14 protein-coding genes are annotated in these 16256 nt (G+C 66.5%); 11 read left to right on the plus strand and 3 right to left on the minus strand.

Going from position 1 to position 16256, the window contains the following annotated elements:
• Positions 1-10: 10 nt before the first annotated feature.
• The 6 genes from SR870_RS05245 (at position 11) to SR870_RS05270 (ending at position 7590) form a co-directional block, all read left to right on the plus strand.
• A complete protein-coding gene (locus SR870_RS05245) occupies positions 11-679 on the plus strand; it encodes a protein-L-isoaspartate O-methyltransferase (RefSeq protein WP_322518202.1) in 669 nt (222 codons plus the stop codon).
• A gap of 207 nt (positions 680-886) precedes the next feature.
• Positions 887-2278 carry a TolC family outer membrane protein gene (locus SR870_RS05250; RefSeq protein WP_322516972.1) on the plus strand — a complete coding sequence of 464 codons (1392 nt, stop codon included), beginning with the start codon at positions 887-889 and terminating at the stop codon, positions 2276-2278.
• 299 nt (positions 2279-2577) lie between these two features.
• Positions 2578-3402 (plus strand): DUF2497 domain-containing protein, encoded by an 825-nt coding sequence (locus SR870_RS05255; RefSeq protein ID WP_322516973.1) that lies wholly within the window; start codon positions 2578-2580, stop codon positions 3400-3402.
• A gap of 163 nt (positions 3403-3565) precedes the next feature.
• A complete protein-coding gene (locus SR870_RS05260) occupies positions 3566-6436 on the plus strand; it encodes a valine--tRNA ligase (RefSeq protein ID WP_322516974.1) in 2871 nt (956 codons plus the stop codon).
• A gap of 6 nt (positions 6437-6442) precedes the next feature.
• Positions 6443-6829 carry a VOC family protein gene (locus SR870_RS05265; protein WP_322516975.1) on the plus strand — a complete coding sequence of 129 codons (387 nt, stop codon included), beginning with the start codon at positions 6443-6445 and terminating at the stop codon, positions 6827-6829.
• A 200-nt stretch (positions 6830-7029) separates the two neighbouring features.
• A complete protein-coding gene (locus SR870_RS05270; protein WP_322516976.1) occupies positions 7030-7590 on the plus strand; it encodes a hypothetical protein in 561 nt (186 codons plus the stop codon).
• A gap of 437 nt (positions 7591-8027) precedes the next feature.
• Here SR870_RS05270 and SR870_RS05275 read toward each other — a convergent pair whose 3' ends face one another.
• Positions 8028-8639 carry a DNA-3-methyladenine glycosylase gene (locus SR870_RS05275; protein WP_322516977.1) on the minus strand — a complete coding sequence of 204 codons (612 nt, stop codon included), beginning with the start codon at positions 8637-8639 and terminating at the stop codon, positions 8028-8030.
• A 156-nt stretch (positions 8640-8795) separates the two neighbouring features.
• Between SR870_RS05275 and lipA the strand changes: the two genes are divergently transcribed.
• Positions 8796-9755, plus strand: a complete 960-nt coding sequence (lipA, locus tag SR870_RS05280; RefSeq protein ID WP_322516978.1) for a lipoyl synthase — start codon at positions 8796-8798, stop codon at positions 9753-9755.
• Between the two features lie 24 nt (positions 9756-9779).
• Positions 9780-10253 (plus strand): type II toxin-antitoxin system RatA family toxin, encoded by a 474-nt coding sequence (locus SR870_RS05285; RefSeq protein ID WP_322516979.1) that lies wholly within the window; start codon positions 9780-9782, stop codon positions 10251-10253.
• Positions 10254-10476: 223 nt separating this feature from the next.
• On the opposite strand, the gene SR870_RS05290 is transcribed toward SR870_RS05285, so the two are convergent.
• On the minus strand, positions 10477-11112 hold the full coding sequence (locus SR870_RS05290; protein ID WP_322516980.1) for a CinA family protein: 636 nt from the start codon (positions 11110-11112) through the stop codon (positions 10477-10479).
• Between the two features lie 2 nt (positions 11113-11114).
• Positions 11115-12311: a bifunctional 2-C-methyl-D-erythritol 4-phosphate cytidylyltransferase/2-C-methyl-D-erythritol 2,4-cyclodiphosphate synthase gene (locus tag SR870_RS05295; RefSeq protein WP_322516981.1), complete on the minus strand. Its 1197-nt coding sequence runs from the start codon at positions 12309-12311 to the stop codon at positions 11115-11117.
• A gap of 199 nt (positions 12312-12510) precedes the next feature.
• Between SR870_RS05295 and dusB the strand changes: the two genes are divergently transcribed.
• The 3 genes from dusB to ntrC are packed head-to-tail and all read left to right on the plus strand — an operon-like array spanning position 12511 to position 16193.
• The gene (gene dusB / locus SR870_RS05300; RefSeq protein WP_322516982.1) at positions 12511-13575 is read left to right on the plus strand and encodes a tRNA dihydrouridine synthase DusB; all 1065 of its coding nucleotides are present in this window, start codon (positions 12511-12513) and stop codon (positions 13573-13575) included.
• Entirely contained in the window at positions 13572-14741 is a 1170-nt protein-coding gene (locus tag SR870_RS05305) for a nitrogen regulation protein NR(II) (protein WP_322516983.1), read from the plus strand. Before dusB ends, SR870_RS05305 begins: the two co-directional genes overlap by 4 nt.
• 9 nt (positions 14742-14750) lie before the next feature.
• Positions 14751-16193: a nitrogen regulation protein NR(I) gene (gene ntrC, locus SR870_RS05310; protein ID WP_322516984.1), complete on the plus strand. Its 1443-nt coding sequence runs from the start codon at positions 14751-14753 to the stop codon at positions 16191-16193.
• The last annotated feature ends 63 nt before the right edge of the window (positions 16194-16256 follow it).

Below are 16256 nucleotides of genomic sequence, written 5' to 3' on the forward strand. Positions count from 1 at the left end.
GGGAACACCGATGTCGGACTTCGCGCGCGCACGCCTGAACATGGTCGACGGTCAGATCCGGCCGCACAGCGTGACGGACTGGCGAATCATCGACGCGATGCGGCTGGTTCCGCGTGAAGTGTTCGTCCCGGATGCGCAGAAGTCGCTGGCCTATCTCGACCAGGACATCGATCTCGACGGAACCGGTGGCGACTTCCACCACGTTCTGCTCAATCCGACGGTGACCGCGCGGCTGCTGCAATCCGCCGAGATCGGCCATGACGACCATGTCCTGGTCGTCGGCGGCGCCACCGGCTACGTCGCCGCGCTGGTGGCCAAGCTGGCCGCTCGGGTGGTCACCACTGTCGATGACGAAGCGATGGCGGCGCAGGCGAAAGCGACGCTTGCCGCGCTCGGTCTCGGCAACGTGACGGTCCGCGTCGCGCCGTGCGGCGAGGGGGCCCCGGCTGAGGCGCCGTTCGACGCCATCATCCTCAACGGCGCCACCGAGATCGAGCCGACCAAACTCTACGACCAGCTCAAAATGGGCGGCCGTCTGGTCGGGGTGTTCGCCACCAGCCGGCCGCAGCGGGCCATCGTGATCACCCGGTCGCATTGCGATTTCGGCTCCCGGGTGCTGTTCGACACCTCGGTTCCGATATTGCCCGGCCTGCGCCGGGCTCCGGCCTTTACCTTCTAGCGCGAGCGGGCGATTTCCCGTTGCAAATCAGAAGTGTGGCACGGATGCCCCAATGCATAAGTTTCATTCTGCGGGAAGCCGCGGGGGTTCCTTCGCATCGTTCGGTGCCTTAATGTCTGGTGGGACGCGCGCGAGCCGAAATGTTGTGCGCGATCCGCAGGGGCGCTGCTCCGGTGGTAAATGAACTGCAGGATTGGATTGCCAGGGATGGATGGGGTGAAGCGGTTTTCCGGTCTCGTGACGGCCGGCATCTTTCTGGCGTGTCTGGGGCCGACTCCCGTCCTCGCGGAGACGATCGAGGCCGCGCTGATTCGCGCCTATCAGAATAATCCCCAGCTCAATGCGCAGCGCGCTTCGGTGCGATCGACTGACGAATCGGTGCCGCAGGCGCTGTCGGGCTATCGACCGAAGGTCTCGATCACCGCGAGCGGCGGCTATCAATATACCGACGTCAATTCGATCGTCGCCGGCAACAGCTTTCATCTGAGCGGCAGCAACTATCCGCGGGCGTTCGGGGCCACGGTCTCGCAGACGCTGTTCAACGGCAACCAGACCGCCAACAGGACCCGGGCCGCCGAGAGCCAGGTGTCGTCGGCGCGCGAGGGCCTGCGCGTTCTGGAACAATCGGTGCTGCTGTCGGCCGCGACCATCTACATGGACTATCTGCGCGACGCGGCGACCGTCGAGGTGCAGAAGTCCAACGTTCGCGTGCTCGACCAGACCCTGAAACAGACCAACGACCGCTTCAATGTCGGCGAGGTGACCCGCACCGACGTGGCGCAGTCGCAGGCGCAGCTCGCGGCCGGCAACACCCAGTTGCTCACCGCCGAATCCAACCTCACCACCACCCGCGCGAACTACCGTCGCATCATCGGCAGTGAGCCGTCCGGGCTCGCGCCGGGCTCGCCGGTCGATCGCTTCCTGCCGGCGACGCTGGCGCAGGCTGTCGAACTCGGTCTGACCCAGAATCCAAACGTCACCGCCGCAATGTTCGGCATCGACGTCAGCTTCCTCAACGTCAGGATCAACGAGGGCGCGCTGTTCCCGACGGTGACGCTGCAGGCCAACGCCCAGCAGGGTTACGAGCAGTCGATCACGACGCCGCGTCAGTTCACCGCGTCGGCTTTGGCCCAGGTCTCGGTGCCGATCTATCAGGGCGGCGCCGAATACTCGCTGATCCGGCAATCGAAGGAATCGCTGGCGCAGCAGCGACTGAACCTCGAGCAGGTTCGCGACCAGACCCGCGCCACCATCGTGCAGGCGTGGGGGCAGTTGCAGGCGGGCCGGGCGCAGGTCGCCTCGGCACAGTCCCAGGTCAAGGCGTCGGAAATCGCGCTCAACGGCGTGCGCGAAGAGGCGCGGGCCGGGCAGCGCACCACGCTCGACGTCCTCAACGCACAGCAGGCGCTGGTCAATGCGCGGGTGTCGCTGGTGACCGCACAGCACGATCGCGTGGTGGCGTCCTATTCGGTGCTGAGCGCGATCGGTCGGCTGACGCCGCAGGTGCTCGGCCTGAAGACCGATGTCTACGATCCGACCGTCCACTATCAGCAGGTCCGCGATTCCTGGATCGGCGTTCGCACGCCCGACGGTCGCTGATCTCACCTTCGGCGGGCACGCCGTATCGGCGCGCTTATCCTCCGCTTGCTTGCAATCAATTCGTAGCGTGCCGTAGCGTAGTCCGTGCGGTCGGGGCGATTCGTGTCGGCGACGGGTGCGCGCGTTGCGGTGCTGCGCCTCGCGATGCGCAACGCGCCCGCGTTGGATCGCGCGGGACTTGAGCTGGGGACAAGTCAGGCGTTCGCCGATGAAAGTCGGCCGAACCGATCCGGAACCGGGCCATCCTGCAGAGCTTTGGTGTACAACGCCGACGAGGGCGTGATGATGTGGAGTCGGAGATGACGCAGCCTGCAAGGGCCCAAGAGCCTTCCATGGAGGAGATTCTGGCGTCGATCCGTCGTATCATCGCGGATGACGAAGCCAAGCCCGCGAACGTGGCCAAACCGCCGGTCGCCGCCGCCCCGAAGCCGGAACCGCCGAAACCGGTTCCAACGCCGAGCAAGCCCGCGGCCATGACCCCACCTCCGCCAGCCCCGAGCCCGGCCCCGCAGGCCGCAGCCCCCAAGCCCGCCGCGCCGCCGCAGCCGGCGCCTGCCCCTGCGCCGCCGCCCGCACCGGCAGCGGCCGAGGCCAGCAACAACCAGGACGACATCGACGCGCTGCTGGCGGGGCTCGATGCCTCGACCACCGAGGAAGAGGTGCGGCCGCCGCAGCCCGATGGCGACGTGCTCGAACTGACCGACGAAATGGCGCTGCCGGAGCCGGAGCCCGAGCCGGCTCCGCCGACCCCGACTCCGCTGCCGCAGGCGTCCTACCGCAAGCCGGTCGAAGACGATCTCGAATTCGCCGAGGCCGCGGCGCCCAGGCCGGCTGCCCCTGAGCCGAAGCCGGCGATGGCGGAGCCCGCCTATCAGCCCTCGACCTCATCCTGGTCCGAGGAGCCGCCGCAGGCGCCGATCATGTCGCGCGCCACCGTCTCCGCTGTGGAATCCGCGTTCAACTCGCTCGCCAACACGGTGCTGAGCAACAACGCCCGCACCCTCGAGGATCTCGTCAAGGAGATGCTGCGGCCGATGCTGAAGTCGTGGCTCGACGACAATCTGCCGACCCTGGTCGAACGGATCGTGCGCCAGGAAATCGAGCGGGTCTCGCGCGGCCGCTAGCCCCGGCGAGGGCGTCCCGGGCGCGGCCGGAGGAGGCCGGCTCGACCGCCGGCCCGTCATGATCGACTTGCGGCGTTGACTTGCGGCGCGCTGGAAGGTTTCTAGCCCTCGAACGGATGCGCGCGTCGCCGCCCGGCAACGCGCCTTTTTTGATTGCATGGCCATGATCGAGAAAACCTACCAGCCCGCCGAGATCGAAGGCCGCATCGCGCGCGCCTGGGAAGACGCCGAGGCGTTCAAGGCCGGCCGCGCCGACCGCCGCGACGCCGAGCCCTATTCGATCGTGATCCCGCCGCCGAACGTCACCGGCTCGCTGCATATGGGCCACGCGCTCAACAACACGCTGCAGGACATTCTGTGCCGGTTCGAGCGGATGCGCGGCCGCGACGTGCTGTGGCAGCCCGGCACCGACCACGCCGGCATCGCCACCCAGATGGTGGTCGAGCGGCAGCTGATGGAGCGCCAGGAGCCGGGCCGCCGCGAAATGGGCCGGGCGAAATTCCTGGAGCGGGTCTGGCAGTGGAAGGCCGAGAGCGGCGGCGTCATCGTCAATCAGCTCAAGCGGCTCGGCGCGTCCTGCGACTGGTCGCGCGAGCGCTTCACCATGGACGAGGGCCTGTCCCGCGCGGTCGCCAAGGTGTTCGTCGAGCTGCACCGGCAGGGGCTGATCTACAAGGACAAGCGGCTGGTCAATTGGGACCCGAAGCTGCTCACCGCGATCTCCGATCTCGAAGTGCAGCAGATCGAGGTCAAGGGCAATCTCTGGCATCTGCGCTATCCGCTCGAAGGAGTCCCCTTCGATCCCGAGAATCCGTCGAGCTACATCGTCGTCGCGACCACCCGTCCGGAGACGATGCTCGGCGACACCGCGGTGGCGGTGAATCCGGAGGATGGGCGCTATGTCGATCTGATCGGCAAGCACGTCATCCTGCCGCTGGTCGGCCGGCGGATTCCGATCGTCGCCGACGAATATTCCGATCCCGAGAAGGGTTCGGGCGCGGTGAAGATCACGCCGGCACACGACTTCAACGATTTCGAGGTCGGCCGCCGTCACCATCTGCCGCAGATCAACGTTCTCGATATCGAGGGCCGGATCGCGGTCGCCGACAACAGCGCCTATCTCGAGGGGCTGCCGGAGGGCGCGCGCGAATTCGCCGAGGAAATCGACGGCGAGGACCGCTTCGCCGCGCGAAAAATCATCGTGCAGCGGCTCGACGATTTCGGCTTCCTGGAGAAGATCGAGCCCAACGTCCACATGGTGCCGCATGGCGACCGTTCGGGCGTGGTGATCGAGCCTTTCCTGACCGACCAGTGGTACGTCGACGCCAAGACGATGGCGCAGCCGGCGATCGCCGCGGTGCGCTCGGGCGCGACGACGTTCGTGCCGAAGAACTGGGAGAAGACCTATTTCGAGTGGATGGAGAACATCCAGCCGTGGTGCATCTCGCGGCAATTGTGGTGGGGCCATCAGATCCCGGCCTGGTACGGCCCGGACGGCAAGGTGTTCGTCGCCGAGACCGAGGAAGAGGCGGTCGGCAACGCGCTCGGCTATTACGTCGAGCAGGAAGTGCTGACGCCGGAGCAGGCGCATGCGATGACGCAGGATGCAGCGTTGCGCGAAAACTTCATCACGCGCGATGAAGATGTGCTCGACACCTGGTTTTCCTCGGCGCTGTGGCCGTTCTCGACGCTCGGCTGGCCGGACGAGACGCCCGAACTGGAGCGTTACTATCCGACCAATGTGCTGGTCACCGGCTTCGACATCATCTTCTTCTGGGTCGCCCGGATGATGATGATGGGGCTGCACTTCAAGAACGACGTGCCGTTCCCGACGGTCTACATCCACGCCCTCGTCCGCGACGAGAAGGGCGCCAAGATGTCGAAGTCGAAAGGCAACGTCATCGATCCGCTCAACCTGATCGAGCAATACGGCGCCGACGCGCTGCGTTTCACGCTGGCGGCGATGGCGGCGCAGGGCCGCGACATCAAGCTGGCGTCGAGCCGCGTCGAAGGCTATCGCAACTTCGCCACCAAGCTGTGGAACGCCTGCCGCTTCGCCGAGATGAACGGCTGCGCCGCGCCGAAGGATTTCGACTACACCACGGCGAAAGAGACGCTGAACCGCTGGATCGCGCACGAGACCGTGCGCGCGACGCGCGAGGTCACCGAGGCCATCGAGAGCTATCGCTTCAACGACGCGGCGGGCGCGGCCTATCGGTTCGTCTGGAACGTGTATTGCGACTGGTATCTCGAACTCGCCAAGCCTGTCTTGATGGGCGAGGAGAGTCCGGCCAAGGCCGAAACCCGCGCGATGGTGGCGTGGGCGCGCGACGAGATCCTCAAGCTGCTGCATCCGTTCATGCCGTTCATCACCGAGGAGCTGTGGGCGGTCACCGCGCCGCGGGACGGCCTGCTGGTGCTGGCGCCGTGGTCGCGCAAATCCGGGATGAGTGACGATCAGCTCGCGGTGATGACCGCGTCGGCGGCGAGCGATCCGATGGTCGGGGCGGCGCTGCTCAGCATTCCGACCGCGGTGCCGGACTTCACCGACGATGCCGCCGAGGCCGAGATCGGCTGGGTGGTCGATCTGGTCAGCGCGATGCGTTCGGTGCGCGCCGAAATGAACATCACGCCGGCGACGCTGACGCCGCTGGTGCTGGTCGGCGCCTCCGCCGCCACGCGCGGCCGCGCCGAGCGCTGGAGCGATGTGATCAAGCGGCTGGCCCGGGTCGGCGAGATCTCGTTCGCCGACGCCGCGCCGCAGGGCGCGGTGCAACTGCTGGTGCGCGGCGACGTCGCTGCGTTGCCGCTGAAGGGCCTGATCGACTTCGCCGCCGAGCAGGCGCGGCTCGACAAGGAGCTCGGCAAGGCCGAAGCCGATATCAAGCGCGCCGAAGCCAAGCTCGCCAACGAGAAATTCGTCGCCAACGCCGCCGAAGAAGTCGTCGAGGAAGAGCGCGAGAAGCGCGAGGCCGCGATCGCCCGCAAGATGAAGATCCTCGAAGCGCTGCTGCGGATCAAGAACGCGAGCTGAGCCGCGATGCTCGACCACGTCTCGATCACCGTTGCCGATATCGCGGTGGCCGAGCCGTTCTACGACGCGATCATGGCGGCACTCGGCGTGGTCAAGGTCGGCGCGCGTGGCGACTGGCTCGGCTATGGCGAGCGTGCCCGGCCGGATCATCCGGAGCGGGTCTATCTGTCGATCCGCAAAGGTGAGCGGCCGGAGCCGGCCTATGGCCGGCACTGGTGCTTCAAGGCGGCGAGCCGCGCAGCGGTTGATGCGTTCTGGCAGGCCGGACTGGCTCATGGCGGCACCGATCAGGGCGCGCCGGGACTGCGCGACTACCACCCCGGCTACTACGCGGCGTTTCTCGCCGATCCCGACGGCAATCGCCTCGAGGCGGTGTGTCACACCCTCGGCTGAGCGCTTTGAATGAGCCGGATCTCGTCATTGCGAGGAGCGAAGCGACGAAGTAATCCAGCTTCGTGCGTGAGACCTGGATTGCTTCGCTTCGCTCGCAATGACGGCCGTTTTGCGAGCGCTTCGTCGCAGCGCCATTGATCGGCGCCAAAGTATGACACTGCGACCATCGCTTAGGATCGGGTATCAATAGGACCGGTCCGATGCTCGCCTTCGTCAAGATTATGCTCTCCTTCGCCCCCTGGCTGTCGTTCCTGATCATCGCCCGCGACACACTGCTGCGGGTCGAGATCGGGCTCTCGGTGGCATTGGCACTGACGATTCTGATGGGGGTGCTGCGGCTCCACCGCGGCATCATCCTGTGGGTCGGCGCGGCGTTCTTCAGCGGCGCGACGATCGCGGTGATCGGCTTCCACGATACGTGGACGCTGCGCCATCTCGGCGTACTCGCCAACGGCGCGCTGGCGCTCGGCGCCTGGCTGACGATCGTGCTCGGCAAGCCGTTCACGCTCGACTACGCCAAGGAACACGTCGATCCGTCGTTGTGGAACGATCCGAAATTCATTCGCGTCAACGTGCTGATGACCGCGGTCTGGGCGTCGGCCTTCACCGTCAGCGCCGTGCTGGCATTCGGCAAGATGCAGCAGTTCGCGCTGTCGGAGCTCGGCTACGAGCTGATCTCCTACGCCATCCTGATCGGTACCGCGATCTTCACGGCCTGGTATCCGGAGCATCTGCGGCGGGCGAGGGCGGCGGCGAATTGAGACCGCGGCGATTACGCGCTGCAGTGTTGATCAGGTGAACCCAATACGGAATGGCTTATCATTTGCTTTCGGCATGACCACCAACATCACTGCTGTCTGGGTATAGTGCTGCAGAAGGCGCACATTTGCGCCCCTATCATCGACGCCATCGAAAATTAGGATGTCGGGGTTTGACGTAGTCATAGATCTCAGCCGAAATGGAGCGGCTGCTCCGGAACCCACAACGTTAATTCCGACTTCCACTGGATTGAAACGACGCTATCTCTTTCGCAAGGCGCTCGTGGATGTACTCAGCGGGATTGCTCTTGCGTCGATTTATCTGATCAAATTGGTCCACAGCGGCCTGAAGTCTTTCTGCATCCGGAAAGCCTGAAATCATAAATGTCCTCTATTGATTGAATTTATACTAGTCCCTAGGCAAGCTAAGATAGGCAAGTCTATCGAGTGGCAAAGACCTTGCTCAAGAATTTCGAGCCCTTCAGCCCGAACCGCCACGGAAGTTCGGCGGCCTTGGTGATGCCGATGCGCGGGCCGGTGACGATGTCCGGCTCGCCGATCTTGCGATGGATCGCGAACGGCGGGGCGTCGAGCGGCAGGCCATTTGCGGCGATGCTGATGCCGAGCGCTTGCGTCAGCTTGCCGGGGCCGGAACAGAGGCTGCGCAAATCGTCGAGGCCGCGCCGCTTGCGCATCGCATCCACCCCATGCGTCGGCGCCAGCGCGCGGATCAGCACCGCACTGGCGGAGCCTTCGGCCTCGCAGACGACATTGACGCACCAATGGATGCCGTAGGAGCGATAGACATAGGCGAAGCCGGGCGGGCCGAACATCACGGCGTTGCGCGCGGTCTGCCCGCCGAACGAATGCGCCGCCGGGTCGGTGTGGTGATAGGCCTCGACCTCGACGATGACGCCGCCGACGCCGTCGAACAACAGCGTCGCGCCGATCAGCTCCGGCGCGACGGCGTGCACGCTGCGCGCGAAGAAGCGCCGGCCGAGCAGCGGGCCGAGCGCGCCGGGCGCCGGGGCGGGAAGGCGGGAGGAGACCATGGGGGCCGAGGGCTCGCGAGGGCGGCAGCGCCGCGCGCCGCCGGGAATGCCGAGAAATCGAGCATTATTCCAAGGGATAAGCGCCCGCAAGCAGCCCGGGTTGCGGGACGGGGGCGGTCGGATTAGGTAGGGTTCTCGCTCACCTTCAGGCAGCCCATGGTCGTCCTCGTCGATACGGTGTCATCCACCCCCGTCCGCCCCCGGCATCCGGAGAAGGCGGCGCGGCCGGATGCGCTGTCGCCGAAGAAGCCGGACTGGATCCGCGTCCGCGCGCCGACCACCCGCGGCTATGGCGAGACCCGCTCGATCGTCAAGGAGAATGGCCTCGTCACGGTGTGCGAGGAGGCCGGCTGCCCGAACATCGGCGAGTGCTGGGACAAGAAGCACGCCACCTTCATGATCATGGGGGACACCTGCACCCGGGCCTGCGCGTTCTGCAACGTCAAGACCGGCATGCCCGGCGCGCTCGATCCGAACGAGCCGGCCTATGTGGCCGAAGCGACGCGAAAACTCGGCCTGCAGCATCTGGTGATCACCTCGGTCGACCGCGACGATCTCGCCGACGGCGGCGCCGCGCATTTCGCCGCGACGATCCGCGCGGTGCGCGAGGCCTGCCCGACCACCACGATCGAAATTCTGACGCCGGACTTTTTGCGCAAGGACGGCGCGCTCGAGGTCGTCGTCGCCGCCAAGCCGGACGTGTTCAACCACAATCTCGAAACCGTGCCATCGCGCTACCTGTCGGTGCGGCCGGGCGCGCGCTACTTCCATTCGATCCGGCTGCTGCAGCGGGTGAAGGAACTGGACCCGACGCTGTTCACGAAGTCCGGCATCATGGTCGGGCTCGGCGAGGAGCGCCACGAGGTGCTGCAGGTGATGGACGATCTGCGCTCGGCCGAGGTCGATTTCCTCACCATCGGCCAATATCTGCAGCCGACCCGCAAGCACCACGCGGTGATGCGCTACGTCACGCCGGACGAGTTCGGCGGCTACGCCAAGACCGCCTATGCCAAAGGCTTCCTGATGGTGTCGGCGAGCCCGATGACGCGCTCGTCGCATCACGCCGGCGACGATTTCGCCAAGCTGCGGGCGGCGCGCGCGGCGCTGTCGCGCTGAGTTCGAGACGCCGGGTTCGCAACGATGCCGCAATTTTCCAGCAAACGCCGCGTGCCGCACAGCGCCGAACAGATGTTCGATCTGGTCGCCGACGTCGAGCGCTATCCGCAATTCGTGCCGCTGTGCAAGGCGCTGAAGGTCCGGCAGCGAACGCCGCAGGACGACGGCACCGAAGTGATCATCGCCGACATGACGGTGTCGTTCAAACTGGTGCAGGAAACCTTCACCAGCCGCGTCACGCTCGACCGCGCCAATCTCAAGATTCTCGTCGAGTATCTGCAGGGCCCGTTCAGCAATCTGGAAAACCGCTGGACCTTCGTGGCGAAGACCGAGCGCGCCAGCGAAGTCGGCTTCTTCATCGCCTATGAATTCAAGAGCCGCATTTTGGCGACGCTGATGGGCGCGATGTTCGACACCGCCTTCCACCGCTTCGCCGCCGCCTTCGAGACCCGCGCCGATCAGGTCTATGGCGGCGCGCCGAAGCTGTCGCGGGCGTAGTTAGTTCCTCTGCGTCATTGCGAGCGAAGCGAAGCAACCCAGCCCCGTGCTCGGCGCTGGATTGCTTCGTCGCTTCGCTCCTCGCAATGACGGGGGTGTAACTAATTGCCTATCAACCCGTCATGCCCGGCCTCGTGCCGGGCATCCACGTCTTGGGCCTTGTAACGCCGCAAGGCGTGGATGGCCGGGACAAGCCCGGCCATGACGGCGAAAGACCGAGCGGTCAGGGCTTCTTCGGCTTCACCGGCCGCTTCGGCGGCACGCGCTTGCTGGCGGCGGCGCGGCGGGGGGTGCGGGCGACGCGCTTGTGGACGTCTATCGCCGGCGCGCGCTTCGCCTTCACGGCCGGCTTCGGGCCGCGCGCGACCTCGATCAGCATCCGCAGCGCTTCGACCACCGAGCGCTGGCGGACGTTGCTGCGGCCGATCGCGCCGAAGCGCTGCTCTCGGTGCATGATGCGGCCGTCGCGGGCGGCGACGGCGAAATGCACCAGGCCGACCGGCTTGCCGGGGACAGCGCCGCCGGGGCCGGCGATGCCGGTGATCGACACCGCGAGATCGACGTCGGCATTCTCCAGCGCGCCGACCGCCATCGCCAGGGCGGTTTCCTTGCTGACGGCGCCGAAGGTGTTGAGCGTCGCGGTCTCGACGCCGAGCATGGCGTGCTTGGCTTCGTTCGAATAGGTGACGAAGCCGCGGTCGATCACGTCGGACGAGCCGGGAATGTCGGTGAGGGCGCCGGCGACCAGGCCGCCGGTGCAGGATTCGGCGGTGGCGATGGTGAGCTTGCGCGAGCGGCACAGATCGAGCAACGAGCGGGCCAAGGCGCGGGAACCGGCGCGGGCGTCGTTGCCGCTCATCGCTAGCAGGCCAGTCCGTCGGCGTCCCAGGGGAGCCGGATGGTGGCGGACGCGGTGGCGGCGATGCCTTCCTCGCGGCCGGTGAAGCCGAGTCGTTCGCTGGTGGTCGCCTTGACGGCGATGCGCGACACCGGCAGGCCGGTGATCTCGGCGATGCGCTGACGCATCGGGTCGCGTAACGGGCCGATCTTCGGCCGCTCGCAGATCATCGTCACTTCGAGATTGGCGATGCGGCCGCCGCGCGCGGTGACGCGGTCGACCGCGTACTTCAGGAACTTGTCGGACGCCGCGCCCTTCCATTGCGGATCGGTCGGCGGGAAGTGCGAGCCGATGTCGCCGTCGGCCAGCGCGCCGAGGATGGCGTCGACCAGCGCGTGCAGGCCGACGTCGCCGTCGGAATGCGCCAGGAAGCCGCGATTATGCGGCACCTTCAGCCCGCACAGCCAGACGTGGTCGCCGTCGCCGAAGGCATGGACGTCGTAGCCGGTGCCGGTGCGGATATCGCCGAGCGCCGCGGTGAGGCGGCTCTCTTCGCGCGAGAAGTCTTCCGGCGTGGTCAGTTTCATGTTGGCAGCATCGCCCTCGAACGTGGACACCGTCAATCCCGCCCATTCGGCGATCGCGGCGTCATCGGTGAAATCGTCGCGGCCGTCGCGCGCGGCGCGGCGATGCGCATCGAGGATGATGTCGAAGCGGAACGCCTGCGGGGTCTGCGCGATCCGCAATTGCGCGCGGTCCGGCGTCGCCACGACGCAGCCCTCGGCATCGACCTGCTTGACGGTGTCGTTGACCGCGATCACGGGGAGCGCCGCGCCGGTCCGGCCGGCCGCGACGATCGCGCGGGAGATCAGATCGGGCGTGACAAAGGGACGCGCCGCGTCGTGGATCAGCACGATGTCCGGGGCGAGCTCGGCCAGCGCCTCCAGCCCGGCGCGGACCGACGCCTGCCGGGTGGCGCCGCCGCCGACGGCGGGCCGGAAGTCGAGACCGCCGACCGCCTCGTTGAACATCGCCGTGTCGTCCGGATTGGTCACGGGCTGGACCGCGAACACCTCCGGATGCGCACAGAACGGCTGCAAAGCCCTCGCAATGACCGGCCGTCCGGCGAGCGTGCGATATTGTTTGGGGCCGCCTGCGCCAGCGCGAAGGCCGCGTCCGGCGGCGACGATGATAGCGGCGGTGCGGGGAGCGTTCGGCATCGGTATCGGCGTTCAGTCTCTGGAGGGAACAGGCGTTGGGGGCGGGCGGGGAGAGGCCTTAGCATGCTCGGGCGTCGATTCAGCATGTTTCCGCGATCAGTCAGGGAGAATTGCTGCAACGCACTTGCATGTCTGGTATAACTGGCTAAACTGTAGGCAATAGCCTATGATGCTCAAACATTGAGCTAGACCGGTCGCAATGACGCGCTGGCGACAGAATGAGCAGCTTTTGACCCGACCTACAGTAACAGGTTCGCCGCCTTTGAGAATTGGCAATATTGCGGTGGCCAATCGGGTGCTGCTGGCGCCGATGTCTGGCATCACCGATGCGCCTTTTCGCCAGCAGGTCGCAGCTCTCGGGGCCGGACTGGTCGTGTCCGAGATGACGGCGAGCGAAGATCTTGTGCAGGGGCGCGCGATGTCGGTCCGCCGCTGCGACGCCATCGACGAGGGCCCGCATGTGGTTCAGCTCGCCGGCTGCGAGCCGCACTGGATGGCGGAGGGCGCGCGGATCGCCGAAGCCGGCGGCGCCGACGTCATCGATATCAATATGGGCTGCCCGGCGCGGCATGTGACCGGCGGCCAGTCCGGATCGGCGTTGATGCGTGATCTCGACCACGCGCTGACGCTGATCGAAGCGACGATCGGCGCGGTGCGCGTGCCGGTGACGCTGAAGATGCGGCTCGGCTGGGACGAGCGCTCGCACAACGCGGCAGAGCTGGCGCGGCGGGCCGAGGCTGCCGGCGTGCAACTGGTGACCGTGCACGGCCGCACCCGCAATCAGTTCTACAAGGGCGAAGCCGACTGGCGCGCGGTCCGCGCGGTTCGCGACGCCGTCGGCATTCCGCTCGTCGTCAATGGCGATATCACTTCGTATCACGACGCGGTCGAAGCGCTCGATCAGTCCGGCGCCGACGCGGTGATGATCGGCCGCGGCGCGCAGGGGCAGCCCTGGCTGCCCGGCCAGATCGGCCGCCGCCTACAGACCGGGATCGCCGAGGCGATGCCGTCGCTGGCCGATCAGCTCGCTTATCTGCGCGCGCTGTATGACGGCGTGCTCGGCCTGTATGGCGAGCGCATCGGACTGCGCCATGCGCGAAAACACCTCGGCTGGTCGCTCGACGTCGCCGCCGCCGCCAGCGGCGCGCCGCCGGCGACGCTGAAGCACTGGCGGACGACGATCCTCACCGAAGAAAACCCGGCCCGTGTGCATCATGCGCTCACTGACGCCTATGACGATTTCGCCTGGAGAGCCGCCGCATGAACGCCGTCTTCGAACCGCGCCACGCCAAGCCGACCGAAAGCGATGCGATCCTCAACGCGCTGCCGAATCCCGTGCTGCTGGTCGGCCCGGACGGCAAGATCATCGACGCCAACATGGCGGCGGAATCATTCTTCGAGATTTCGACCCAGTTACTCCGGCGGCAATCGCTGACCGAACTGGTGCCGTTCGGCAGCCCGCTGCTGGCGCTGATTGAACAGGTCCGTAGCGGCAATTCGCCGGTCAATGAATACAAGGTCGATCTCGGCACGCCGCGGATCGGCGTCGATCGCCAGGTCGATCTGCACGTCGCACCGCTGAACGAACGTCCCGGCCACATCGTGGTGATGCTGCAGGAGCGCACCATCGCCGACAAGATGGACCGCCAGCTCACCCACCGCAGCGCCGCGCGCTCGGTGATCGCGCTGGCGGCGATGCTGGCGCACGAGATCAAGAACCCGTTGTCCGGCATCCGCGGCGCGGCGCAGCTCCTCGAACAGCAGGCGTCGTCGGAAGACCGGATGCTGACGCGGCTGATCTGCGACGAGGCCGACCGTATCGTCACGCTGGTCGACCGCATGGAAGTGTTCGGCGACGACCGCCCCGTGGCGCGCGGCCCGGTCAACATCCATTCGGTGCTCGATCATGTGAAGCGGCTGGCGCAGTCGGGCTTCGCGCGCAACATCAAGTTCGTCGAGGACTACGACCCGTCGCTGCCGCCGGTGCTCGCCAATCAGGATCAGCTGATTCAGGTATTCCTGAATCTGGTGAAGAACGCCGCCGAAGCCGTGGTCGATCTCGGCAGCGACGCCGAGATCCAGCTCACCACCGCGTTTCGTCCCGGCGTGCGACTGTCGGTGCCCGGCAAGAAGACCCGGGTGTCGCTGCCGCTGGAATTCTGCGTCAAGGACAACGGTCCCGGCGTGCCCGAAGACCTGATGCCGAACCTGTTCGATCCGTTCGTCACCACCAAGGCGTCCGGCTCGGGTCTCGGCCTCGCGTTGGTCGCCAAGATCGTCGGCGACCACGGCGGAATCATCGAATGTGAATCGCAGCCGCGCAAGACCACCTTTCGCGTGCTGCTGCCGATGTACAACACGGCGAAGAACTACAATCAGAGCAACGGCGAGGACGTGCCGGCGTCATCCGCCTCACAGACTGCAAGATGAGGACGAGCAATGCCCGCAGGTAGTATTCTTGTCGCCGACGACGACACCGCCATCCGCACGGTGCTCAACCAGGCGCTGTCGCGCGCTGGATACGAAGTGCGGCTGACCGGCAATGCCGCGACGCTGTGGCGCTGGGTCAGCCAGGGCGAGGGCGATCTGGTGATCACCGACGTGGTGATGCCGGACGAAAACGCCTTCGATCTGCTGCCGCGGATCAAGAAGATGCGGCCGAATCTGCCGGTCATCGTGATGAGCGCGCAGAACACCTTCATGACCGCGATCCGCGCGTCGGAGAAGGGCGCCTACGAATATCTGCCGAAGCCGTTCGACCTCAAGGAGCTGATCGCGATCGTCGGCCGCGCGCTGGCCGAGCCGAAGGAGCGCTCCAGCAACCAGAACGACGAGAACGAGTTCGACTCGATCCCGCTGGTCGGCCGCTCGCCGGCGATGCAGGAAATCTACCGCGTGCTGGCGCGGTTGATGCAGACCGACCTGACCGTGATGATTTCCGGCGAATCCGGCACCGGCAAGGAGCTGGTGGCGCGCGCGCTGCACGACTACGGCAAGCGCCGCAACGGTCCGTTCGTCGCGGTCAACATGGCGGCGATCCCGCGTGACCTGATCGAGTCGGAGTTGTTCGGCCACGAGCGCGGCGCCTTCACCGGCGCCAACACCCGCGCCTCCGGCCGGTTCGAGCAGGCCGAAGGCGGCACGCTGTTCCTCGACGAGATCGGCGACATGCCGATGGAGGCGCAGACCCGGCTGCTGCGGGTGCTGCAGCAGGGCGAGTACACCACCGTCGGCGGCCGCACCCCGATCAAGACCGACGTGCGGATCGTCGCCGCGTCGAACAAGGATCTGCGCATCCTGATCCAGCAGGGGCTGTTCCGCGAGGACCTGTTCTTCCGCCTCAACGTCGTGCCGCTGCGATTGCCGCCGCTGCGCGAGCACATCGAGGATCTGCCGGACCTGGTGCGGCACTTCTTCGCGCTGGCCGAGAAGGACGGCCTTCCGGCCAAGAAGCTCGACAGTGCGGCGCTGGAGCGGATGAAGCAGCACCGCTGGCCGGGCAACGTTCGCGAACTGGAGAATCTGGCGCGGCGGCTCGCGGCGCTGTATCCGCAGGACGTGATCACCGCCTCGGTGATCGACGGCGAACTGGCGCCGCCGGCCGTGGTTTCCGGCGGCAGCGTCGCCCACACCGTCGATAATCTCGGCGGAGCGGTCGAAATGTATCTCTCGTCGCACTTCTCGGGCTTCCCGAACGGGGTGCCGCCGCCGGGCCTCTATCACCGCGTGTTGCGCGAAATCGAGGTGCCGCTGCTGACGGCCGCGCTGGCGGCCACCCGTGGCAACCAGATCAGAGCCGCCGACCTGCTCGGTCTGAACCGCAATACGCTGCGGAAGAAGATCCGCGACCTCGATATCCAGGTTTATCGGACCGGCGGCTGACACGCTGGGTCAAGGCTTTATGCTGTGAACTGCGTAGCCGCCCGAGGTTCTTCGGGCGGCGCG

It is taken from the genome of Rhodopseudomonas palustris (assembly GCF_034479375.1).
Taxonomy (GTDB): domain Bacteria; phylum Pseudomonadota; class Alphaproteobacteria; order Rhizobiales; family Xanthobacteraceae; genus Rhodopseudomonas; species Rhodopseudomonas palustris_M.